The sequence below is a fragment of the Prosthecobacter sp. genome, from assembly GCF_029946185.1.
Taxonomy (GTDB): Bacteria; Verrucomicrobiota; Verrucomicrobiia; order Verrucomicrobiales; family Verrucomicrobiaceae; genus Prosthecobacter.
The window spans coordinates 24,640-47,324 of the sequence record NZ_JAQSEA010000029.1; the positions used below are offsets into that span (position 1 = coordinate 24,640).

The 22,685-nt window shown below is 58.1% G+C and carries 15 protein-coding genes; 9 read left to right on the forward strand and 6 right to left on the reverse strand.

The genetic code is table 11. From position 1 onward, the window contains the following. The first annotated feature begins 13 nt into the window (after positions 1-13). The 3 genes from PSV43_RS01605 to PSV43_RS01615 all read left to right on the forward strand — a co-directional run bounded on the left by PSV43_RS01605 (position 14) and on the right by PSV43_RS01615 (position 9,536). Positions 14-3,607, forward strand: coding sequence for a PVC-type heme-binding CxxCH protein (locus PSV43_RS01605; RefSeq protein ID WP_300192997.1), 3,594 nt, complete (start codon positions 14-16; stop codon positions 3,605-3,607). 107 nt (positions 3,608-3,714) lie between these two features. Beyond that, entirely contained in the window at positions 3,715-7,467 is a 3,753-nt protein-coding gene (locus tag PSV43_RS01610) for a translocation/assembly module TamB domain-containing protein (protein ID WP_300192999.1), read from the forward strand. Between the two features lie 17 nt (positions 7,468-7,484). After that, positions 7,485-9,536, forward strand: coding sequence for a BamA/TamA family outer membrane protein (locus PSV43_RS01615; RefSeq protein WP_300193001.1), 2,052 nt, complete (start codon positions 7,485-7,487; stop codon positions 9,534-9,536). 1 nt (position 9,537) lies between these two features. On the opposite strand, the gene PSV43_RS01620 is transcribed toward PSV43_RS01615, so the two are convergent. The 4 genes from PSV43_RS01620 to PSV43_RS01635 form a co-directional block, all read right to left on the reverse strand. Next, a complete protein-coding gene (locus tag PSV43_RS01620) occupies positions 9,538-10,443 on the reverse strand; it encodes a DMT family transporter (RefSeq protein ID WP_300193003.1) in 906 nt (301 codons plus the stop codon). A gap of 325 nt (positions 10,444-10,768) precedes the next feature. Continuing rightward, entirely contained in the window at positions 10,769-13,093 is a 2,325-nt protein-coding gene (locus PSV43_RS01625) for a TonB-dependent hemoglobin/transferrin/lactoferrin family receptor (protein WP_300193005.1), read from the reverse strand. 135 nt (positions 13,094-13,228) lie between these two features. Then, complete coding sequence (locus PSV43_RS01630; RefSeq protein ID WP_300193007.1) at positions 13,229-13,525, reverse strand: hypothetical protein; 297 nt, start codon at positions 13,523-13,525, stop codon at positions 13,229-13,231. Continuing rightward, positions 13,522-13,716, reverse strand: a complete 195-nt coding sequence (locus PSV43_RS01635; protein WP_300193009.1) for a hypothetical protein — start codon at positions 13,714-13,716, stop codon at positions 13,522-13,524. Before PSV43_RS01635 ends, PSV43_RS01630 begins: the two co-directional genes overlap by 4 nt. Before the next feature lie 141 nt (positions 13,717-13,857). Between PSV43_RS01635 and PSV43_RS01640 the strand changes: the two genes are divergently transcribed. The 4 genes from PSV43_RS01640 to PSV43_RS01655 all read left to right on the forward strand — a co-directional run bounded on the left by PSV43_RS01640 (position 13,858) and on the right by PSV43_RS01655 (position 17,156). Further along, on the forward strand, positions 13,858-14,598 hold the full coding sequence (locus PSV43_RS01640) for a ChuX/HutX family heme-like substrate-binding protein (RefSeq protein WP_300193010.1): 741 nt from the start codon (positions 13,858-13,860) through the stop codon (positions 14,596-14,598). Beyond that, a complete protein-coding gene (locus PSV43_RS01645; RefSeq protein WP_300193011.1) occupies positions 14,555-14,875 on the forward strand; it encodes a hypothetical protein in 321 nt (106 codons plus the stop codon). The genes PSV43_RS01640 and PSV43_RS01645 overlap by 44 nt, the downstream gene beginning before the upstream one ends. Before the next feature lie 316 nt (positions 14,876-15,191). After that, positions 15,192-16,196 (forward strand): hypothetical protein, encoded by a 1,005-nt coding sequence (locus PSV43_RS01650; RefSeq protein WP_300193013.1) that lies wholly within the window; start codon positions 15,192-15,194, stop codon positions 16,194-16,196. A 132-nt stretch (positions 16,197-16,328) separates the two neighbouring features. Then, a complete protein-coding gene (locus PSV43_RS01655; protein WP_300193015.1) occupies positions 16,329-17,156 on the forward strand; it encodes an AraC family transcriptional regulator in 828 nt (275 codons plus the stop codon). Between the two features lie 61 nt (positions 17,157-17,217). Here the strand turns inward: PSV43_RS01655 and PSV43_RS01660 are convergent, their stop codons facing one another. Both PSV43_RS01660 and PSV43_RS01665 read right to left on the reverse strand, forming a co-directional pair. Beyond that, positions 17,218-17,898, reverse strand: coding sequence for a hypothetical protein (locus PSV43_RS01660; protein ID WP_300193017.1), 681 nt, complete (start codon positions 17,896-17,898; stop codon positions 17,218-17,220). A gap of 103 nt (positions 17,899-18,001) precedes the next feature. Further along, positions 18,002-19,537 carry a YifB family Mg chelatase-like AAA ATPase gene (locus PSV43_RS01665; protein WP_300193019.1) on the reverse strand — a complete coding sequence of 512 codons (1,536 nt, stop codon included), beginning with the start codon at positions 19,535-19,537 and terminating at the stop codon, positions 18,002-18,004. 317 nt (positions 19,538-19,854) lie between these two features. On the opposite strand from PSV43_RS01665, the gene PSV43_RS01670 reads away from it, so the two are divergent. Together PSV43_RS01670 and PSV43_RS01675 are read left to right on the forward strand one after the other, a co-directional pair. Continuing rightward, positions 19,855-21,030 (forward strand): glycosyltransferase, encoded by a 1,176-nt coding sequence (locus PSV43_RS01670; RefSeq protein ID WP_300193021.1) that lies wholly within the window; start codon positions 19,855-19,857, stop codon positions 21,028-21,030. A 162-nt stretch (positions 21,031-21,192) separates the two neighbouring features. Further along, a complete protein-coding gene (locus PSV43_RS01675; RefSeq protein ID WP_300193023.1) occupies positions 21,193-22,683 on the forward strand; it encodes a sugar transferase in 1,491 nt (496 codons plus the stop codon). Positions 22,684-22,685 lie beyond the last annotated feature (2 nt).

Here is a 22,685-nt window from a genome sequence, read left to right on the forward strand (position 1 = left end):
TTTTTTCCCAACCATGCGCACACTCCCCCTGCTCGCTCTTTTTTCCCTGCTTGTTTCCGCCGCCACTGCTGAACCGGTGTCTCTGTTTGATGGCAAGACGCTCAAGGGCTGGGATGGCGAAAAGACGAAGGTCTGGCGGGTGCAGGATGGGGTGATCGTGGGCGGGTCGCTGGAGGGGAATCCGCAGAATGAATTCCTGGCCTCGAAGAAGGTGTATCGTAATTTCATCCTGCGGCTGGAATACAAGCTGGAGGGCACGGAGGGCTTTGTGAATGGCGGCGTGCAGTTCCGTAGCGTGCGCATCCCGCAGCCGCCGAATGAGATGAGTGGGTATCAGGCGGACATTGGCGCTGGTTATTCGGGCTGCCTGTATGATGAATCGCGGCGGAAGAAGATGCTGCTGCAGCCAGCGAAGGAACTGATCGAGAAAGCTGAGAAACCAGGCGAGTGGAACAAGTATGAGATTCGCGCCGAGGAGCAGCGCATTCAGTTGTTTGTGAACAAGGTGCGCACGGTGGACTACACCGAGCGGGAGCCGGGCATCGATTTGAAGGGACTTATTGCTCTGCAAATCCATGGCAAATGCAAGGCGCAGATCTCCTACCGCAACATCACCATTGAGGCACTGCCGGATGCGATGGTGCCTGAGGAGAAGGATGTGCTGAATCGTTTTGGCAATCCTGGCACTGCGGTGGCGAAACATGCGCCGTTTGAAGGCGGCAAGTTCGTGCTGGAGCAGGACGAAGTGATTGTGATGGCAGGTCAGGAAAATCTGGTGCGTGATCAAAAAGTCGGCGAACTCGAAGCGGTGCTCGGCACAGCATTTGCAGCCAAGCAGCCGCGTTTCCGGTCGATGGCCTGGGAAGGGGACACGGTGTATGAGCAGTGGCGGGACTTGAATTTCGGCGACTGGAAGGCGCAGCTTGATGCAGCGGGCGCGAGCATCGTGATCGCACAATTTGGGCAGACGGAATCGTTTGATGGCGTGAAGCGGCTGGCGGAGTTCAAGTCGGCCTATCATCGGCTGCTGGACCAGTTCAGCGGCCAAACAGCGCGCTTCGTGCTGGTGTCGCCGATGCCGTTTGAAAAGCCCACGGCATCGCATGCGCCAGATCTGACAGAGCGGAATGCTGATGTGAAGGCCTACGCCGAGGCGGTGCGCGAGGTGGCGAAACAGCGTGGTGCGGTCTTCGTTGATCTGTTCACGCCCTTGTCGGCACCTGCCGCGAAGGCACGCATCACGGACGATGGGCTGCATTTGAATGCACTGGGCCTGCGCGTGGTGGCACGTGAGATGGCGCAGCAACTCGGTGCATCATCGAGCGACGCGGATGATTTCACTGCGCTGAGGGAGGCGATTGTGGAGAAGAACCGGCTGTGGTTTGACTGCTGGCGTCCGGCGAATTGGTCGTTCGTGTATGGCGACCGCGTGACGCAGATGTTTGGCAAGCCTGCGCAGGCTGCGCCGTCGCTGCGGGAGAGCTTTGAAGAACGGAAGCCGCTGGTCGCGAAACTGGATGCACGCATTCATGCGCTGGCGAAGGGCGAAAAGGTGCAGGAGGAGACGAAGCCGGAACCACCCGTGATCACGGAAACGGTGCTCACGGCGGAGCAGCAGATGGCCTCCTTCACGGTGGCGGAGGGTTATGAGATGAATCTTTTCGCGTCAGAGGCGGAAGGCGTGGCGAAGCCGACGCAGTTTTCCTGGGATGAACGGGGCCGGCTGTATGTGGCCTGCTCGCCGACGTATCCGCAGACCCGGCTGGGCATCAAGCCTTCCGATTTTATCTTGGTGCTGGAAGACACGGATGGCGATGGCAAGGCGGATAAATCCACGCGCTTTGCGGAAGGTCTGACGATGGTGCAGGGCGTGGAAGTGGGCGCGGGTGGTGTGTATGTCTGCGACTTTGACCAGATCGTGCATCTCAAGGACAGCGACGGTGACGGCAAGGCGGATGAGAAGACGGTTCTCCTCGCCGGCTTCGGCATTGGTGACACGCATCAGCTGGCGAACTCGATCTGCCATGGTCCTGATGGCGCGCTGTGGTTCACCCAGGGCCTGCATGCGTTTTCACGGGTGGAAACGGCCTGGGGATTGGCCAAGCTGGAAAAGGCAGGCGTGTGGAAACTGAATCCGCGCACGCAGAAGATGGAGGCTTATTTCAACGGCGGCAAGGCGGGGCATAACTGCTGGGGCGTGGCGTTTGACGACTACAACCAAGTCTTTCACAAGAGCGGTGACCGCCCGGTGGGCTACTACAGCGTGCCGGGACTGGTGGCGCTGGCTGATCCTGATGAATACCATCCTACCGGAGCTTTGTTTGACTCGAATCCGAAGACGAACAGCCTGGAATTCATCGGCACGAAAGCGCTGCCGGATGACATCCAGGGCTGTGCGCTGATCGGCGGCTACTTTGGCAATGTGGTGGAACTGCACCGCCTCGAAGATGATGGCTCCGGCTTCAAGAGCACGCAGCTACCGAAGCTGGTGAAATCGAGCGAAACTTCGTTTCGTCCGGTGGATGTGAGCATCGGGCCGGATGGCGCGATGTATTTGTGCGACTGGTTCAATCCGGTGATCGGCCACTACCAGGCGAGCTATGCGGACCCGCGCCGTGACCGCTCGCATGGCCGCATCTGGCGCATTACGGCGAAAGGTCGTGCTTCTGTCAAGCAGCCAAAACTGGCGGAGATGAAGCCGACGGAATTGCTTGAGCAACTGAAATCACCAGAGCGCTGGACGCGGTATCAGGCGAAGCGAATGCTGTTTGATGCACCGACAGCGGAGGTACTGAAAGCGGCGGATGAGTTCATCACGAAGAATGATGATGAGCATGTGCTGATGGAGGTGTGCGGCGTGTTTCAATCGCATGAATCGCCGCGTGAGGAGCTGGTGAAGCGTCTGCTGAAGGCGAAGGATGCGCGTGTGCGTGCTTATGGTGCAAGGGCGACGAATTCGTTGGAACTTCTGACCCAGGCTGTGCGTGACGAGAATCCGCGCGTACGGCTGGAGGCGGTGGTGGCGTGTGCGCATGTGACCAAGCCCGAAGCGGTGGAGGTGGCTGTGCAGGCGCTCGACAAGCCGACGGACAGGTTTATCGATTACGCGCTGAAGCAGGTCGTGAAGAGTTTGAAGCCGCAGTTTCAGCCGATGATGGCGAAGCTGACCTTTGGCGGCAATGCCAAACAGGCGGAGTATGTGAAGAAGATCGCCAGCGCGGCAGCTGTGGTCGATCACCCGGGCAAACTGGTGTATGACGCGCTGTGCCTGAACTGCCACCAGCCAGAGGGCAAGGGGCTGCCGGGCATCTATCCTTCCATCGCGGGAAGTGACTGGGCTGCAGGAGATCCGGTGCGTTTGATCAAAATGCTGACTCATGGACTCACCGGGCCGATTCGCGTGAATGGCGAGGAATTCAAGCAACTTGCTCTGCTGCCGATGCCCCCCATGGGGCTGAATGATCAGCAGGTGGCCGATGTGCTAAGCTATTTGCGGGCCAATTTCAACAACAAGGCCCCAGCCGTGACACCTGAGCAGGTGAAAGCCGTGCGTGATGCCACTACGAACCGCACTGCGCTGTGGACTGAGGAAGAACTGGCGAAATGAAGAAGGATAAAAGGATTCACGGCTAGCATTGAACTTGCTGCGATTTAAGGCATCGAATGAGCGTGCCTTCTGATGTTCCCAAAAAGACCCGCCGCTGGTGGAGATGGATGAAACGACTGCTCCTAGCTGGCTTTGCGCTGCTGGTGCTGGCGGTCGTTTTCCATGAATCGTTGCTGCGCTGGGCGGTGGGCTACAGCGGCCAGCGGGGTATTGAGGTGGCGGGGATCAAGATCAAGTGGCAGGGGGATGGGTCCGTGCTGCGGGATTTAAAGCTCAATCACATCGAAGCCAGCGGGTCGCTGGTGGAGCGAGCGACGATTGGCAAGGTGGAGGTGAACTACGATGCCTGGACGTTTCTCAAGACCCGTAACGTCGACATTGTGAAAAGTGTGGTGGTGAAGGACGCGGATGTGGCGCTGGATCTACGCAAGCTGGCCACGGATGAAAAGGTGGTGGTGGAGGTGAAGCAGCCGCCATCAGGCAAGCCGCCGCCACTGGTATGGCCGAAGACGATCGACATCGAAAACGTGAATACCGAGGTGATTCTCGCAGACGGGCGCAAGATCACGGTGCGTGGCCTGAGCCTGCGGGTGGGCGAAGGCATGCCGGGGATTTTTGAGCTCGCTGAGTTCAAGATGGAGCCGGGAGATGTGCGCGTCGTGGATGTAAAAGCGCAGGTTCAGTGGGGAGAGCGCACGCTGAAAGTTACAGGACTTGATCTGCCGTATGGCGCGAAGCTGAAATCACTCGCGGTGGATTTGAGCGAATGGGACAAGGATGCAGCGAGTGTGAAACTGGATGTGGGGATGGGCAAAGCTGCATTGGTCGTGGAAACGCTGGCGCGCGGGCTGTTTGGTGGTGAGATGCAGGCGAAGGTTGATGTGCACGTGAGCGACCTGTCCTCAAGCGAACTAACAGCGATCAAGCTGCCGGAGGGCGTCGAGTTCGGGCCGGTGAGTGTGGATTTGCACGCCGAGGGCGATCCGACCAAACCGATGACGCTGGCGGCGAATGGGAAGATCAGCATTCCTGAGGTGCGGGCTGCGGGCGCCGTGCTGGACTCGATCACGACCACGCTGGAGGTCAAAGATGGCGTGGCGCGTGTGAAGGAGCTGAGGGTGCTGCGCGGTGTGAATGAAGTGGTGGCGGAGATGGAGTCGAAGCTGGCCGAGGATGTGATGAAGTCGCCGTGGACAGCCAAGGTGAAGGCCAAGATTGCCGATGTGACTCAACTGCTGGCGAAGCCGCCACCGGCACGCGGCTTGATCGAACTCACGGCGGATGCCAAGGGAATCGGTGCCACACCGACGAAGGTCGCGGCGCAGGTCAATGGGACAGACTTGGGCTTTGAAAGCTACAAGCTGCCGCAATTAGGCGTGACCTTAAGTCTGGATGGCAAGGAGGCGAAAGTGAGCGTGCCTGCGCTGATGCTAGGCGCTGGAAATCGCGTAGATCTCAATGCGACGATGATGATGGATGATGCGATGCCTGTGGAGGCAGCATGGCGCATTCAATTTGATGATCCTATGGCTTTGATGCAAACGGTGGGGCTAGCGCCGCTGGAGAAACCGATGATGGCGAAGATCGCCATAGCGGGCAAAGCAGCCTTCAAGGTGAATGATGTGATGAATATGGACGCCGAGGTCGATCTGAGTGTGAAGGAGGGGCGCTTTGACAATGCACCGCTACCGGTGGTCGAGATGAAGGTGAAGGTGGCGAAGGGAGAAGCCACCTTGCAGCCATGCCGCATCGTGGTGGATGTGCAGAACCACATCGAACTGAAGGGCAAGGCGAAGCTGCAGGCACCGTGGGGTTTTGATTTGAATGGAGACATCGCGCTGCCGGTGCTCATGAGCTTGAACCCGCTACTGGCCGCCGTGAAAGCGCCAGCCATTGAGTCGGGCAGTCTGGCGGTGAAACTGAATATGAGCGGCGACGCGAGCCCGTGGCGCGGTGAAGGCAGCGTCGAGATGCAGGCGGCGAAGGTGAAGGTGGCGGGAATGCCGGAGGCGGCGGATGTGGATTTAAAGACGACGTTTGCCGGCACCACGGCGCAGATCGAGACGATGCAGGCAGTGCTGGGGCCGTGGAAGCTTCTGACCAAGGGCACGGTGACGAACAAGGAGGCGCATTTGAGCGAGCTGAGTTTTTGGCAGAAGGACCGGCAACTGATGAGCGGGCATGCCCATGCGCCGTTTGATGTGATGCAAACCGAAGTGGTGAAAGGTGTACCGCTGGATGTGGTGCTGAATGCGCAAGAGCTGCCGATTCATGACATCGCGGCGGCAGCGGGTGTGAAGAGTGTGCCGCCGGGGCTGCTGAGCATGGAGGTGAAGATCGGCGGACGGCTGGATACGATGGATGCGTCCGTGAAGGTGGGGGTTAAGGAGCTGAAAGCACCTGGACTGACGAAATCATTTAAACCGGCCATCGTCGATGTGCTCGCGACGTTGAAGGCGAATCAACTGGTGCTTGATGTGACTGCGGTGCAGGCACCGCTGAAACCTTTGACATTGAAGGCGACAGTGCCGGTGGTGCTGACGAAACTGGTCAAGGAGCCCGCACTTGCGATGGACCTGCCATTGAAGGCGACGCTGGACCTGCCAGAGAGCGATCTGAGTTTTGCGCGTGAGTTTGCGCCTGACATGCTGCGGTCAGTGCCAGCGAAATTGAAACTGCATGCGACGGTAGGCGGCACGGTGAGGGCACCGCTGATTGATTCGGTGCTCGATCTAGATGCGCCGACGATCGATTTCGTGAGCGCGGACATGCCGAGCGTGCGTGATCTGCGCGTGAAGATACACTCCCATGATCGCAAGGTGACGCTGGAAAACATTTCGGTGACGCTGGCCGGTGGGAAGGTGCGGCTGGGAGGAATGCTGGATGCGGCCAACACCCAGGACCCACGATTTGATCTCAAGGTGGAAGCACGTGAGGCGCTGGTGATGCGGAACCCGACCTCAAGCGTGCGTGCAAACGCAGACGTCGCGTGCGTGGGCACTCTGAAGGCGGCACGCGTGAGCGGCACGGTGGAGATCGTGCGAGGCCGTGTTTTCCAAGAAGTGAACCTGCTGCCGAATGTCATGGGCATGATTGAGCAGGGCGAAAAACTGCCACCGCCACCGCCTTCAACCTCAAAGATCGAGCAAAATCTGACACTGCCGCCGATGCTGCAGGACTGGACATTCGACTTGAAAGTGAGGACGCGTGATCCGGTGGTGATCGCGGGCAATCTCATGAATGGGGCCATCTCGGCCGACATTGCGGTCGGCGGCACGGGTGCGGCACCGCGAGTGACGGGCTTTGCGAATGTGGACCGCATGGTGCTGAAGCTGCCGTTCAGCCTGCTGAAGATCACGAAGGGCGTGGTGACGATGAATCCGGACAATCCATTCACGCCCAAGCTCGATGTGCGGGGGGAATCACGCGTGGGGAGCCATGACATCACACTGTATGTCTATGGGGATGCGTCGAATCCGAAGACACGCTTTACCAGTTCGCCGCCGCTGTCGGAAGCAGACATCGTGACACTGCTAGGAACGGGGATGACGCTGGGCGGCGACAATTCGCAGATGGCGAGCGAGGCGATAACGCGCGCAGCTTTTATCGTGATCGCCGAGACCTATCGGAAAATCTTCAACAAGAAAAAGACGGTGAGCCCCGATCCGCCAAAACTGCACACGACTTTCAATCCCTCAGGAGCCGATCGTTCGAGTGACAGCGTGCAGGCGATGTACGAGATCACGCCGAAGGTGAGGTTCATCGCCCGCTTTTCGCAAACGGGACGCATGAAGGCGCTACTGGGCTATGTGCTGAAATTTGGCAAGGCAGCGAGAGCCATGGATGAGGACACGCAATGATGAATCGAGAAAGCAGCATGAAAAATGGAAGCCGGCTGCTATGCGCCCGGCTGATTTTGCTGGCGCTGTTTAGCCTGATGGGATCCGCGTGGTCTCATGAGGTGCATCTTGGCCAGACGACGGTGAAGGTAAACGGCGTGGAAGAAGAGCATTGGGACGATCTGCGCAGCATGCTGATGGATCAGCTCACGCTGAATGGCAACGGTCCAGCTGGCGAGCCGCTGGCGGATGATCTGGCGTTTTTTGTGCGGCAGCATTTCATCCGCGAGGGATGGCCGGACGCTGAAACGGCGTGGAAAATGGCCAGGGGCGGCATCGAACTGAACGTGAAGCAGGGCAAGGCCGTGCGCGTGGGAACCGTGACACTGAAAGGTGATTTGCCGCTGCCGGAGGAGGAACTGAAAAAGTACCTGATGAAGCCAACGCTGGAACGCGAGGATGTGGACAAAAAACTGCCGCAATGGGTGGAGGCAGACATGGAGCAGGGCGCAGGGCTGGTGCAGCGGCGCCTGCGTGCCGAAGGCTACCTGAATGCGGAAACGCTGCTGCTGCCCGCACCGACCACGGGCAAGGACATGCGGCGAGATCTGACGCTGGAGATCAAACCGGGGCCGAAGTTTATTTTTGGCCAGACATCAATCACGGGATCGCCACCGCAGTTAGAGAAACTGACGCAGGCGGAGATGACGGAGGCGAGCGGTACGCCCTTCAATGAAGCGCGGGTGCAGTTGATCCAACAGCGGCTGGATTCGATCTGCTCTGAACACGGCTGGCTGCATTCGGCGACGACGGCGGAGTACACACTGGGCAAATCCGGGGGCGCAGTGGATGTGGTGTTTCGTGTACAGGCCGGTGAGCGTGTGAGGATCGCCCGTATCACGACGCATGAAGCTTTCAGTCGTGGTGCCAAGCGCGTGCTGATGGCCAAATTCAAACCCCTGACGGGGCAGATCTACGAAGCAGCGGAGGCAGACTTCCTTTTCAAGCGAGCTTTGGACACGGGGATGTTTGCGCTGCTCGACACCAAGGTACTGCCTGAGAATGGCGACATGGCGGCAGGCAATCTGCGCATCACGGGCGAAGAGACCCAACCGGTCACTTTGGGGTTTGAGCCAGGTTTTGACACCTTCCTCGGACCCCAGGCAGGCGTGACGTACAAGAACACGAACTGGCGTGACACGGGCAATACGCTGGCGGCGGAACTGAGCTACAGCATGGCGGGTCCGGTGGGCTTTGTGAGCCTGACCAACCCTGCGGTCTTCAATTCACAGTATTCGACGACGACACGACTCGCGCTGGAGCAGTTCAACCGCTTCGAGTATGATCGAATCGGCACATCCTTGAGTTTGGATGTGGCACGCCGGCGGAATCAGGCACTGAGCTATTCGTTGTTCGTGGGCGCGACGGCAAACACGGTCAGCTCCACGAATCTTACGCTGCCGCAGACGGGCCCTGCCAACTACTCACTGATGAACATCGGGGGAAACGTGATGTATGACCGCCGGGACAGCCCGGTGCTGCCGAAGAAGGGCTGGTATATTTCGGGACGGATCGAGAGCTCCAACGACGCGCTGGGTTCGGGCGTGAGCTTTATACGCTCCGATCTGCGTGGTGCATGGTACATTCCGATCACTAAGAAGTTCCGCTTCGCCACCGGCGCAGAGCTTTCAACGATTCAAGGGGCAACGGCCGATAAAATCCCGATCGACAGCCGCGTGTTCAACGGCGGTCCGTACAGCGTTCGCTCCTTCGGCCAGCGCAAGCTCGGCCCCGTGACTCCGGGCGGAACACCGCTGGGCGGAACTTCGGCGCTGTTTGCCAGCGCCGAATTTTCCTATGAGATCATGCCGAATTTGGAGTTTGCCGTCTTTGGCGACATCGGCAGTCTGGGACAGGGGAACAACTCCTCGCCGCTCTCCTACTCCTCAGACTTCCGCGAGGCCATCGGCGCGGGCTTGCGCTACAAGCTGCCGTTTGGACCGATCCGCATCGACTACGGGCACAATCCCAACCCGCGCCTTGGCGAGCAAAGCGGATTCCTGCATGTGACGGTGGGATTTGCGTTCTGAGTCAGGTGGCTGCGACCTTCTTGCTAAAGCCACCCACGACGGTGTGATAGCTGCCCCAGAGCACGAGCACACCGCCCATGGCTTGCGCGAGTGTGAAGGGCTCTGCAAACAGGGTGATGCTGGAAAGTGAGATGACGACGGGGACCGTCATCTGGAAGGCTCCACCTGCCGCGACAGAGAGAAAGCGGAAGCCCTCAGTCATCGCGAGCTGACCGATGCTGGCACACAACGCCGCAGCCAGGAGCAGCACCACGTCCATGGTGTTCAACGACGTGAAATGTGCTGCGGCAAGCGGCAGGGAAAGGAGCAGCGCGTAAATGCACTGGGATGAAAAGATGGTGGCGCTGGTCTCCGTGCGGGTGAGCTGGCGAATCACCACGACGACTGCGGCGGCGAGTACAGCGCCGGTTAGCGCGATCATTTCGTGATGTCCAAACTGGGCCATGGTACCTGGTGCGAGTCCAGTGAGCAGGCTCAAACCGGTGAGCGCCAGCAGGATGCCAAAGAGCTTCACCAAGCCAAGCCGCTCATGCAAAACGAAGGCGGCCATGATCGCGGCAAAGATCGTCCAGGTATTGCCAATGAGCGTGGCCTTGCCAGCACCGAGCGGCCCGATGGTGGTGTAGTATGCCGCCGTGCCAAGTGCTCCCAGCACACCACGGGAGGCCAGAAGCCAGCTTTGAAACGAACGACGTAGTTTCAGCGACCCTGAAGGGGCAAAGAGGATGACAGTCAAAAGCAGGCCAACCACCGCGCGGAAGGTCATGGACATCCACGGATCAATGTGGCGATGGGAGGCAAGCTCTTTAAGCAGCAGGGCATTGCCAGAAAAGCAGGTGAGCGAAAGCAACATCGCCTGCGCGCCGCGCCGGGGATGGTATTGGAGTTGTATCTCAGGGGTGCTCATGGAGGTGCCGGTATGAGGGCTACCTTCTTGCATCATATCTGATTGTTCTGTCTCTTGATGATGGTCGCGCTTTGCGCAGGTTCCTCAAACCGTGTTGTTAGGCATGCCAAAAGGCTCGGACCGTTTTTACAACGGCACGAATCGCGATTCGGCTGGCAGGTTTGAGGTTCATCAGACTTCGGAGGATGGATGAGAAATGCGGATGTGCAATGCTGATCTTGCCCCGCCCCTGCCCCGCAGCGTAAAAAAGACGGGCGTAGCGACACCACTCGCTACGCCCGCTTGAATGACTCGAACACCAACCTAAGTGCCGACTCAAAATGTGTTAGAAGATCACTGTCAAAGCCACACGGCCATTGATGCCGGGCTGGGTGTAACGGTCGAGCTGTGAATTGTTAGCGTCGACACCACGCACGTTCTGATACAGCCAGTATTTTTGATTCGTGAGATTGTAGAGACCCGCGCTGAGGCTGACATTTTTGGAGAGCTGCCAGCGGCCGACGAGATCAACCGTGAGAGCGCTTGGCGTCTTGAACTGATTGATGCCGCCGGAAGTGGATTCGGTGGAACCCTTGTGCGCAAAGCAGGTCGAGATCAGTTCCACCTGCCAGGTTTCACGACGATAGCGCAGACCGGTGACGAGCTTGAAGGGATCCACACTCGCGAGGGGCTGCTTGTTCTGACCATCCCAGCCCTGGCTGTAGGCGGCATTGGTGAAGATGCCGAAGTTGCCCAGCGACTCATGAATGAAACCGAAGGTTGTCTCCCCTTTGAATTCGAGGCCGTAAATTTCTGCCGAGGCGAGGTTGGTGCTCTGATAAATGATCGGGTTGCCAGGAGCTCCGGTGCCGCCGACCTGCATGAAGCTGTTGATGAAGTTTTCGTAGTGATTGTAATAGCCTGCGAAATTCCACGAGGACTCTTTTCCTTTGCGACGAACGCCGATTTCGAAGCTGTTGCTGGTTTCTTTTTTCAGGCTCGGATTGGGCACAGTCTGATAGCCGAACGCAGTATTGGTGATGGTGGCGTTCAGCTCTTCGCCACTCGGGTTGCGGAAGCCGTTCGAATACTGGAAGTAAGCACTGTGCTCCTCGTCAATCTTGAAGAGGTAGGAAAGCTTTGGAGCGAGGGCGAACTGATTGAAGTCCTGAGGCGCTCTGCCGGCGCTGGCTCTCAGGTAGAGCGGATCTGAATGCGTGGCCACGTCGTAGTATTCGGCACGCAGACCGGGAGTGAGGCGGTGACGCAGATTCCTGCCCCAGGCAATCTCATCCTGGATATATACACCCACACGGGAAGTCCGCGTGTCTGGCATGTCCTTCAGCGGGTAGGTGTCCGGCGTGATGACGTTTGTCACTGTGTTCGTGGTGAAATTGTACTCTGTGGCGTCACGAACACGACGTGAGTTGGATGTGACCAACTGGGTGCCGTAGGCCAGCGTGTGATTCAAAGCGCCTGTTTTAAACGCCTTGGTGAAGTTGAAGTTCGTGCCGATGTGATCCTGACGATAAAGGTAATCGCGGATGCGCAGGCGGTCCTGAGGAGTGGGGGTGATGCGGTCGCGATCCTCGACCTGGTGCTCCGGAGTCTCCGAAAGCTGATAGTACATGTTCCAAGTCAGAGTGTCGAAAATATAACGGAGGCCAGTGGCGTCATACTTGTGCTCCAGGCTGAAGCGCATGCGGCGCAGATCGTCGTTCAGCAGCAAGGAGTTCACATTGTAATTAAACCCTGGTGCAGCCACCACCACACGACGCGCACTGACGATATCGTTGTCACTGGAGCGTTCGAGGTACTCACCGGTCAGCTCAAAGCGATGACGAGCAGAAGGCTTCCACACCATTTTGGCGAGCCAGTTGTTCACACTGTAGGTGCTGGGATCTGGCTGCACAGCGCCGCGGTTGTCGACCTCGTGTCCGTCGCGGCGGGTGTAGTGGAGCAGGAACTCCACATTGCCGGCACGCTGCGCCATGCTGATGGTGTTGCTCCAGCTAGAGTCGGCGCTGTCATAGCGTGTGGTGAGGCGGGCCACAGAGTTCAGGCCGCCGGGCGACATCGCCAGCAGGTCTTCAGGATCGATGGTGGTGAAGGAAACCACACCGGCAAGCGCGTCACTGCCATAGAGCGACGAGGCAGCATTTTTGAGGATTTCCACTTGCTTGAGGGAGTCCACGTCCACGAAGTCACGACCGACGTTGTATGAGCCACCAAAGGTGAACTGATCTGCCTGGCGGATGCCGTCAACGGTCATGAGGACACGGTTGCCATCGAGACCACGAATGTTGATGCTGGAAGTGCCAGCGCGGGAGTTGGCGGCAGGGCCAGTACCACCGACACCGAAAGGAACGCTGACGCCGGGCTCATAACGTGCGTAGTCGCGCATGCTGGTGGCGAGGGAGAAAACGCTGGCATCTTTATCCAGCACGGTGACGGAGGCTGGAACATCCGCGCCTGACTGTTCGCTGCGGGACGCAACGATGACAACTTCAGGAAGCACGGCACCACCGGCTGAATTCTGCGTCTTGGCTGCTTTTTTCGCCAAAGCATTGGTGTCTTGTTCGGTCTTGGGCTGCTCCTGGGCCGCCAGCGGGAGGCCGCAGGCCAGCGCTAAAAATGTGAGTGTGTGCAATAATGCGGGAGGTGGTTTCATGGACCGCCGCTTTAACTCAGCAGAGGCATGTCACGCTTTCGTTCGAATGACCAAGAATGGCGCTCGTTTGCGGTGAATTGCGCAGCAGATCAATTCAGCGCCAGTATTTCACAAATGAGCGCAAAGAGGATGAGTTCATGCCGCCGCGCTCATCGCGACAGGACTGCGGAGCAGCAGCACATCAGCCGCCTCCGCCGCAACGAGGCGCAAGGGGCAGGCGGCGGGCACACGCAGGCGCTCGCCGCAACGCAGGAGTACTTCGGCGCCGTCGAGATAGGCGGCGGCTTCGCCGAAGGTGATAACCACGGCGGTTTCATTTGCCGCGCAAGATTCAAAACATGGACATCGGCGATCAAGTCCCAGCAGGTGGGCCTGTACACAGTCGTTATAAAACAGGCAGCGCTGGTCGGCCTCTGTGAGGAGACGGCTCATGGTTGTGGCTGGGCTCGGGGTTCGATCCGCTCCGCCATGGCGATTTTTTCGGCATGCGTGCGGGCTTTGCGGCTGCGACGGCGGATGTCTGCGATGCGGCGCAGCAGCGCGGGATTGAGATCAGGGCGAAAGTTCAGGCGAGTGTGCAGATTGGTGTATTGCATGGCGATGCGCTCATAGCCGTGAGTCATGCGTCAACGCTTTGGCTGGCTTGACTAATACTGCCGCTGGTTTGCGCATGGCGAGGTGCAGCGCATTTGACCGCTAGATTTCGTCAAAGGAACGAAAGCAAGGTCTCCTGACGCGGGCGTATCAAGCGGCCTACCAATCTCATGGACCCGACTCATTCCACCCACCGCATCGCCTTTAGTTTCGCACCTGGCATCTTCGACATCGAACGCATGAGGTCGGAGATGTGGTGTGATGATGAGGACTGCGGCTCTGCGTATGTGCAGCTCGACGCGGACTGGTCGCGGCTGCTGCCAGCGCTGGGCAAAATAGGATTGCTCATGGCATGTGCGCCCTCTCACCCGGTCACTGCAGCGGAGGCACTCAAGGCTGCGCGGTTTGAGAAGGTGCCGGAGTCTCCCGACTGGATCTGCCTGGAGAGCGGAATGGAGATCTGTCAGGCGAAGCTCGGTGGTGTGCTCGCCACACTGGAACCGCTGGAAGGCGGGCAGCAGACTGCGGCGCTGCAATTCTTTGACCGCAGTGGCGAAGGCTGCCTGAAGCTGCTCGTCACGAACCGCAGCGACCTCGCTGCATTTGAACATTTGGTGAGCCGGCATGCCATGCCGCCGCACATCTCTCCCTTTGGGCAAACTGGTTCTGCTGCTGCGCTGACATTGGGTGCAGCAGAGCCGGACGCCCAGGCCGTGCGCAGTCTCTGGGGGGGGACTGCGCCGTACGCTGCCGACGAGCACCTTCCCAGGTCTGGAAGGTGTCTCGCGGCGGCGTGCGTTAGGCTTGGCCGGACTGCGGCATGCGTGGCAGATCCGAGAGACAGCCGTGATGCCCCTCATCCGCGCCATGTCCCTGGCGGATGCGCCGCTGGGCATTGGTGTGAGAAATGATGCTGTGTTTCTGCCGGTGGGCATGTATCCGACCCACTGGGCGGACTGCTGCTGCGGCACGACGTTTTTCGCGGGAACATCACAACTCACGCTGCGGCGTGAACTGAGCCAGGCAGAAGTCTGGGTGACACGCTTCGAGGTGCGCGGTCAGGAATCTCTCTGCCTGGAAATCTATGACGATGCCGGGAATTTTCGCGCTGGGCTGGGCCTGCGGCCGGAGGCGATGCCCACGCACCACATCCAGTGGAAGCACTGGCTGCGTGAGGCGGCGTGCTGAAGTAGTGGGGGGAAACTGTAGCGTCCAGAACCAGAACGAGCTGAAGCTCGGGAGTACTTTTATTTCATGGCCCGATGCACCTGCTCCAGCGCGAGGATGGCGGAAATCATTTTCATGGTATTTGGAGTCTCATCACCGCGTTTGTCATGCACAACCCAGATGTGGGGGAAAAGTGGCAACGCGGCTGTTTTTGAATATTAGCCCCTAATCTCGGGCGTCAGGCGCACATGTCATTTCAGGGCCAGTATTTCACAAACCAACGCAAGCAGCGGCGCGTAGCTGTTGTATCGCAGCTATCCGTATGAAAGCTCTTCCATTGATTTCCCTTTTCCTGCTCTCCCTCACCTCCGCATTGAGGGCGAGCGACACTCCGCCTGAGATGCCTCTGAGTGTGGCGAGTTTTGGTGCTGCAGGCATGCCCGATGGCTCGTTGTATTTTTACGGTGGCCACAGCGGGAAGCGCCACAAGTACAACCGTGATGAAGTGCATGGTGATTTGTTTCGCTGGAAACAGGGTGCGGACAAATGGGAGACTCTGGCAAAAGATGAACCCGCGCAGGGCGCATCCCTCATCGCCGCGAAGGATGGCGTGATCCGTATCGGCGGCATGGCTGCACGCAACGCAAAGGGAGAAAAGCAGGACTTGTGGTCGAGCGAGACAGCGGCGCGTTATGACATCGCCACCAACAAGTGGGTGCCTCTGCCGAAACTGCCGCAGCGCCGTTCCAGCCATGACAGCATCGTCTCTGGCAACACTCTCTATGTCATCGGCGGCTGGAGTATGGAAGGCGAAGAAGACCCGGTGTGGCATGAAACCTATGTCACCCTCGATCTGAGCAAGGCGGATGCGAACTGGGAAAGCCATGCGCAGCCGTTCAAACGCCGGGCCATCGCGGTGCAGACTATCGGCACGAAGGTGTATGCCATCGGCGGCATGAACGACGAGGAAAAGACCACGAGCGCAGTCTCGGTGCTCGACACGACGACGGGCAAATGGAGTGAAGGACCGGCGCTGCCCGCTGAGAAGATCGGTGGATTTGGTTTTGCGGCGGTGGCACATGAAGGCAGGCTGTTTTCCAGTGGAGTGACCGGCCAACTGCTCGAACTTCGCGGTGAGGCTTGGGTCGCAGTCGCAAAGCTCGCCCATCCACGGTATTTCCATCGGTTGTTGAGTGGCGGAGCTGGCAAGGTCATCGCTATCGGTGGGGAGAGCCTTAAAGGAGTCAAGGCGCCGCCAGAAGTCATCACACTGCCTGCTGCGGACTCGGCCCCCCTGCCCGACGAGCCCGCTCCTGCGAAGCCCGCAGGCAAGCATCCCTAAGGTCGCGGAGTCAAAATAATCGGCGCTGAACCTAGCCAAAATGGATAAACGATGAAATGTTGAGATTGAGTTTCAATCACAATTAGAATGCCTACCCCTGTTCCAGACCCTCCTTTTCGCTCATGGGTCACCATGCCTGAGCGTATTGAGGAGGATTGGGCGGGGGCCACGGCGGCAGATGCTCTCGTGGCTCACCTCAATTTTCGTGGTGAGGCTGAACTGAGATGGAGCGATGGCAGCAGCAGCACTCTTTCACCGCGAACGACTTGCTGGCTGCGCGCCAGTCCGGCGGACTTGAAGATGGCCCGCCGCCTGGCCAGCCGAGACCGTCATGAATGCCTCACGCTGGTGTTTCCTGATACCTGGCTGCGCTTGATCTTGAAGGGTGTGACATCGCAGGTGGGCGAAGCATTTCAGCCGCTGATTAGCGGTACGGCCCGCAGTCTGCTAAGACAGCCGCTAACGGAGGAGGATGAAGGCTGGGCACGTGGGGCCATGCCGCCGCATCTGTGCTCGCAGGCCAGGCAGTTGCTGGACTCGGCACGTCTGACCGAGTTTTTCATCCACTCCATCTTCCGCAATGACACGGCAGCCGAGGCAGGCACGGCCATCAGCCGTACGCTGCGAGTGGCCCAGGAGCGAGTGCAGCGCGTGAAGGATCTGATGCTGGTACAAATCGATGCGCCACCCTCTCTGGATGAACTGGCCGCGACTGTCGGCTGCAATCCGAGCTATCTGAGCCGCACCTTCACACAGATCGAAGGCTCCACGCTGTCGCAGTGGCTGCGGCGGGTGCGCATTGAACGGGCGGCGGCTCTGATCGCCACGGGTAAGTGCAATGTCTCCGAAGCCGCACTCGAAGTGGGCTATCAAAGCTTCTCGCACTTCAGCCGAGCCTTTGCAGAGGAGAAAGGCGTGCCGCCTTCGCAATGGGTGCGCCGCTTGAGCAGCGGTAAGTAGTCATCCATGCACTGGCTGTTTAGCAGATCGCGCCAACAGCCAGGCTTTTTGCCGCAGTGTCTTACTTCTTCGCTTCTTTGACCGTCCAATACAGCGAGGCGCTGTGGCTGGTGATGTTGAAGGGGATGCCATTGAAGAAACCGGGGAGTTCTTCGGAGTAACGAGCGACGGCGAGCAAGTACTGGCCGGGCTTTGAGATGTCTGGTGCACGCACATAACCTTCGGCATCGGCCTGAATTTTCTGATCCGTGACCTTGGGGGAGAAGAACAGCAGTTCGACACCGCCGAGGGGCTTGCCACGGAAGTAAACCCGCGCTTCGCCGGGCTTGCCGGTGGGAACGACATCCATCGTCATCGCGGGCGTACCGGCACCTGCGCCTTCGGGCTGCCAGCGGCAATAGAAGATGGGGGCACGGGCTGGCTTGTCGTCATGGAGCTGGCGCACGGTGAACTGAGCCTGAGCAAAGGCTGGGCGACCGGCCTCGACCTTGCCGAGAAAGAAGTGATCCTTCTTTTTGACCACGTCGAAGACCTGCGGCTGACCTTTGTCGTCGAGTGTCCAGCCGGAGACCTGCGCGAAGGAATCGAGATGCCCTGGCGAGACTTCGTATTCGTCTCCCCACTGGGCGAAGCGTACGCCGAGACCGGCATGGTCCGGCAGTTCTTCAATCCAGAGTGAGTGTGCGGAGGCTGTCAGAGGCAGAAGGCTGAAAGCGGTGAGGGCGAGGAGTGAGCGGATCATGATGGGGGTTAGGTTTAAGCTGATGCCATACATGAGATGGAAGCGGAGTTCTTGCGGGCATTTGTCAGGAACTGGCGTTGTCTTGCGCTGTTTCCTCGGAAAATCACGCCCACATCTTCCTATCCAGGGTGCGGTAGCCGATGGCTTCCAGCACGTTGTCGGCGGTGATTTTCTCGTGCCCGCCGAGGTCGGCGAGAGTGCGCGCCACTTTGAGAATGCGATCATGGGCCCGGGCGCTGAAATTCATCTCGCTCATGGCGTGCTCAAGACAGCCCGCACCCTCGGCATCGAGTTCGCAGTGCTTTTTGATGAGGCGCGGCGTCATGCTGCTGTTGGTATGAACGCCCGCATGTTTGGCGAAGCGCTCATGCTGCATGCCGCGTGCGGTTTCGACCCGTTTGCGGATGGGTTCAGAGGCTTCACCGCCCTCGCGCGAAGCCAGCGCCTTGTAATCAACGAGCGGCACATCGACATGAAGATCGATGCGATCAAGCAAGGGACCGCTGATGCGCTGACGATAACGCTGGATCACCGCCGAGCCGCAGCGGCACTCGCGTTTGAGATCGCCGTAGTAGCCGCAGGGGCATGGATTCATCGCCGCGACGAGCATGAACTTGGCCGGGAAAGTGACGGAGCCTGCGGCACGGGAGATGGTGACCTTGCCATCTTCGAGCGGCTGGCGCAGGACTTCCAGCGTGCTGCGGCGGAATTCAGGCAGTTCATCAAGGAAGAGCACGCCATTGTGCGAGAGGGAGACTTCACCGGGGCCGGGATTGCTGCCGCCACCGAGCAGACCGGCATCACTGATGGTGTGATGAGGGGAACGAAAGGGACGCGTGGCAACAAAGGCGCTGGCCTCGCCCAGCAATCCTGCGGCGCTGTGAATTTTGGTGGTTTCAATGGCCTCTTCCTCGCTCATGCCCGGCATGATGGTGGGGATGCGTTTGGCGATCATCGATTTGCCGGTGCCTGGCGGACCGATCATCAGCAGCCCATGGCCGCCGCTGACGGCGATTTCGATGGCGCGGATCGCATCGGCCTGCCCTTTCACATCATTGAAATCAATGTCGTAGTGGGAGACGGCGGCGAAAAGCTCCGTCGCACGGCAGGGCTCGGGTGCGATTTCCAGATCGCCTTTGAGGTAGTCCACGACCTCGCGGAGATTTTGTACGCCGACGATATCGATGCCGGCCACGACGCTGGCCTCAAGTGCTGCCCGCTTGGGCACCAGCAGCCGTTTGCGCCCTTTACGCCTGGCTTCAAGCGCAACCGCGAGCAGGCCGCGCACCGTTCGCAGTTCGCCATTCAAGGCCAACTCCCCGATCATGGCGGTCTCGGCAAGCATCGCCATGGGGATGCGGGACCGGTGTGCGATCAGCGAAATGGCGATGGGCAGGTCAAAGCCCGGTCCCTCCTTTTTCAAATCAGCCGGAGCCAGGTTCACGGTGGTCACTCCGTCATTCATCATGAACCCAGAGGACGAAATGGCGGCAGTGACACGCTCGCGGCTTTCCTTCACCGAAGCATCTGGCAAACCCACGATGAACATTTTAGGGGTTCCGCCACTGTCGTAGGATTCAATCTCCACCTCCACGGCATCAACGCCCACAAGAGTGGCTGAGTAGGTTCTGGCGATCATTCGGTTCGACTATTAAGAAGTGGGTCGAGGCGAGTGCAAGCGCGCTTCACGCTCCTCGCTTTCACCGCTTTCATCGCAGGCTGCCTTGATCCTAACACCCCCGCTAAATACAAATAGATATTTAGTTGGTTATAGTTTTTCTAACAGTAACTCATGTTTAGCACTGAAGTCAGCCTGCAGTTTCACCGCGACTCACTTCTGAGAAGTTGAAACATTTCACCCGTATCAGATCGCCCCTTGAATGCTTCGCCGAGAACTCAGAAACGTCGAAGTGGAGGCTTGCCATTCAATGAATTCAGGTGCAGCAAAGCCCGCCCATGAGCAGCACTCTCCCGCTTATTACAAACAATCATTCAGAAACACCGGCTACTGATTTGAGCTTTGTTTTTCCATGCCTAAATGAGGAAGCCACCTTGGCAGCCTGCATTCAGCAGGTAAATGAAAGCTTGGCACCGAGCGGCATCGCTTACGAAATCATTGTGGCTGACAATGGAAGCACCGACCGTTCCCGCGAAATCGCTCTCAGCCTGGGCTGCCGGGTAGTGCCTGTGGCAGAGCGCGGCTATGGAGCCGCCTTACGGAACGGCATTGAGGCAGGGCGGGGCGAATATGTGATGTTTGCGGATTCAGACAGCACTTACCTTTATGCAGATGCCGCGCCCCTTTACCTCGCGGCAAAAAAGCATAATGCAGACATGTCCATCGCGTCCCGCATGAAGGGCCGCATCGAGCCTGGCGCGATGCCACCGCTGCACCGTTACCTTGGAACCCCGGTGCTCACGTGGCTTATCAACATCTTGTTTCATGGGCGGCTCTCAGACTGCAATTCCGGCTTCCGCTGCCTGCGAAAAGAGGCTTTCAAAAAGTGGGATATCCGCTCGAACGGGATGGAATTTGCCTCCGAACTTTTGATTAAATCTCTCAAAGCAAAGGCTGTCGTCGTTGAGACTTCTTCCGGTCTGCGTTGTGGACCTCCGGGACGCGTGGCGCATTTGCGCACCTGGAGGGATGGCATGCGCCACCTTCTCTTTATCTTTTCGGAGAAGCCCCGCTTGTTTGAACTCCTCGGGATCGTTGCCTTGCTGCTGGCAACCTTTCTGCAGACTGCCGCGTTTTTCACCGGCCCGATCAGCATTCTGGACAAGTTTCACATTTTTGACGTCCACTCCCAGGCGATGCTTCTGCTAGCAGGCGTCATGGGGGCCCAGTTCTACTTGTTCAGCTGCATGCTTTATCTTCGGACCGAAGATCGCCCCCTGGCTTTGACGCGGCAATTGATCCACCTTGATGAAGGCGTTCTTTTCTTTGTGCTGCTGTCCTTGATGACCTTAATGGCTGGAACGATCGGTTTTGTCACGTTAAAGTGGTCGCTGCAAGGCTTCGTCAATTTAAACATGGCACATGATCTGCTGTTTTGGGTTCATGTACTGGCTGTATCCATCCTGTTCTCTTTTGGACTGCTCGGACTTCACGTATTAAAGAAGGCCGAGTAACGGAAATTGTGAACAGGTATTTCCCGATGCATACTATTCGATTAACCCATATGAAAAGCTGGGGAAAGAATTCGATCTTCCTGGAGTTCTCTAAGAGCATCCCGGGGAAAACGCCGCAGCCAAAATTCATCACCCCACTTTTCCTTCAACTGCTCCATTGAGATGCACACCTCCGGAACAGCCCATAGTTTGACGATTGCGAAACGAGCTGCGCGAGATGCTTTGCTCTTTGCAGCCGCCTATGGCATCGCAAACTACGTTCGCTTCACCGAGTTGTGGCGAATCGACAGCTTTGCTCCGCCCATCGTGATCGGGGCGCTTGTGCTCGTATGCACCACCTACATCCTCGGATTGTACTCCGTGGAGTCCCAACGAAGGTCAGGGTTTAGGATTCACCTGGTTCTTTTAACATTTGGCTTTTTAATGGCTCTGATCGCCGTCACTCTCTGCGGCTACATCAGTTTTGATCAACGCGTCGGGCGAGGATTCATGGCCTTGGGCTGTCTGTTTTCCTATCCTCTGCTGCTTGTTAATCACTGGTTCATATTTCACAAGCACAGGATCGCCCCGCGACGCATTGCTTTTCTTGTCGAATCCGAAAGTGAGATGATCGAATACCAGCGGATTCGGAAAACGCCTCTTTCAGGTGTTCATCCGGTAGGCAGAATTTCAATTTCCCCGGATTCAATTCAAGAAGCTGATTACCTTGGGAGCCTTGACGATGCCCCAAGGATTATGAAGACATACAATTTGGACTGTCTGGTTTTTTCAGAAGCCCACATAGAGAACGGGTCGATTCGTACTCGGCTGCGTCAATTGCGCTATCTTGGGATCACGTGCACGCCCTTGATCGACGTGTGCGAAAAGCACCTCCATTACGTTCCTCTGCATCTGGTTTCACTCAACTGGCTGCTCTATTCAGAGAAAGGCTCGAGGAATCTCTATTTCAGTAAAATGAAGCGGCTTTTTGACATCATCAGCTCATTGGTGCTCATGGTCGTGCTGGCTCCGTTTCTCTTGGTCGGCATGGCAATCGTTCGCATCTTCTCTCCCGAGGGGCCGATGTTTTTCACTCAGGAACGAGTGGGGCGATTCGGCAAGCCCTTCACAATCTGGAAGCTGCGAAGCATGCGTCTTGATGCCGAATCAGCCGGGCCGGTATGGTCGGCTGCGTTTAAGGATCCGCGGGTTTTCCCCGGTGGAGCCCTGCTGCGCAAGTACCGTATCGACGAAATCCCCCAGCTGATCAACGTTCTTAGGGGAGATATGTCTTTCGTTGGCCCGCGTCCAGAGCGACCAGGATTCGTGAAACAACTCAGCGAAACACTCCCGTTTTACGAAGAGCGGCACATGATCCATCCGGGACTTACTGGCTGGGCTCAGGTCTGCTACCCGTACGGAGCCTCCATCGAGGATTCGAAGTGCAAATTGGAATACGATCTCTACTACCTGAAACACGCAGGCGTCGTCTTCGATTTGCTCATCCTCCTCGACACCGTGCGTGTTGTTCTGGGCGGCGGGTTAAAACCATCCGCTCGCCAACGCTACTCTGGCGGAGAGGCGTCAGAAAAATACTCTCAGCTGGAGGCAGTCATGAGTGCGAAAATAGCCACTGAGCAAGGCCACCTCCAACCCGCTTCCAGGATAGCCTGAAG

Coding starts and splice junctions, on each gene's coding strand:
- PSV43_RS01625 (WP_300193005.1), bottom strand. CDS start 13,093: ATGAAACCACCTCCCGCATTATTGCACACACTCACATTTTTAGCGCTG.
- PSV43_RS01630 (WP_300193007.1), bottom strand. CDS start 13,525: ATGAGCCGTCTCCTCACAGAGGCCGACCAGCGCTGCCTGTTTTATAAC.
- PSV43_RS01645 (WP_300193011.1), top strand. CDS start 14,555: ATGTCCCTGGCGGATGCGCCGCTGGGCATTGGTGTGAGAAATGATGCT.
- PSV43_RS01615 (WP_300193001.1), top strand. CDS start 7,485: ATGAAAAATGGAAGCCGGCTGCTATGCGCCCGGCTGATTTTGCTGGCG.
- PSV43_RS01610 (WP_300192999.1), top strand. CDS start 3,715: ATGAAACGACTGCTCCTAGCTGGCTTTGCGCTGCTGGTGCTGGCGGTC.
- PSV43_RS01620 (WP_300193003.1), bottom strand. CDS start 10,443: ATGAGCACCCCTGAGATACAACTCCAATACCATCCCCGGCGCGGCGCG.
- PSV43_RS01640 (WP_300193010.1), top strand. CDS start 13,858: ATGGACCCGACTCATTCCACCCACCGCATCGCCTTTAGTTTCGCACCT.
- PSV43_RS01665 (WP_300193019.1), bottom strand. CDS start 19,537: ATGATCGCCAGAACCTACTCAGCCACTCTTGTGGGCGTTGATGCCGTG.
- PSV43_RS01605 (WP_300192997.1), top strand. CDS start 14: ATGCGCACACTCCCCCTGCTCGCTCTTTTTTCCCTGCTTGTTTCCGCC.
- PSV43_RS01675 (WP_300193023.1), top strand. CDS start 21,193: ATGCACACCTCCGGAACAGCCCATAGTTTGACGATTGCGAAACGAGCT.
- PSV43_RS01660 (WP_300193017.1), bottom strand. CDS start 17,898: ATGATCCGCTCACTCCTCGCCCTCACCGCTTTCAGCCTTCTGCCTCTG.
- PSV43_RS01635 (WP_300193009.1), bottom strand. CDS start 13,716: ATGACTCACGGCTATGAGCGCATCGCCATGCAATACACCAATCTGCAC.
- PSV43_RS01670 (WP_300193021.1), top strand. CDS start 19,855: ATGAGCAGCACTCTCCCGCTTATTACAAACAATCATTCAGAAACACCG.
- PSV43_RS01655 (WP_300193015.1), top strand. CDS start 16,329: ATGCCTGAGCGTATTGAGGAGGATTGGGCGGGGGCCACGGCGGCAGAT.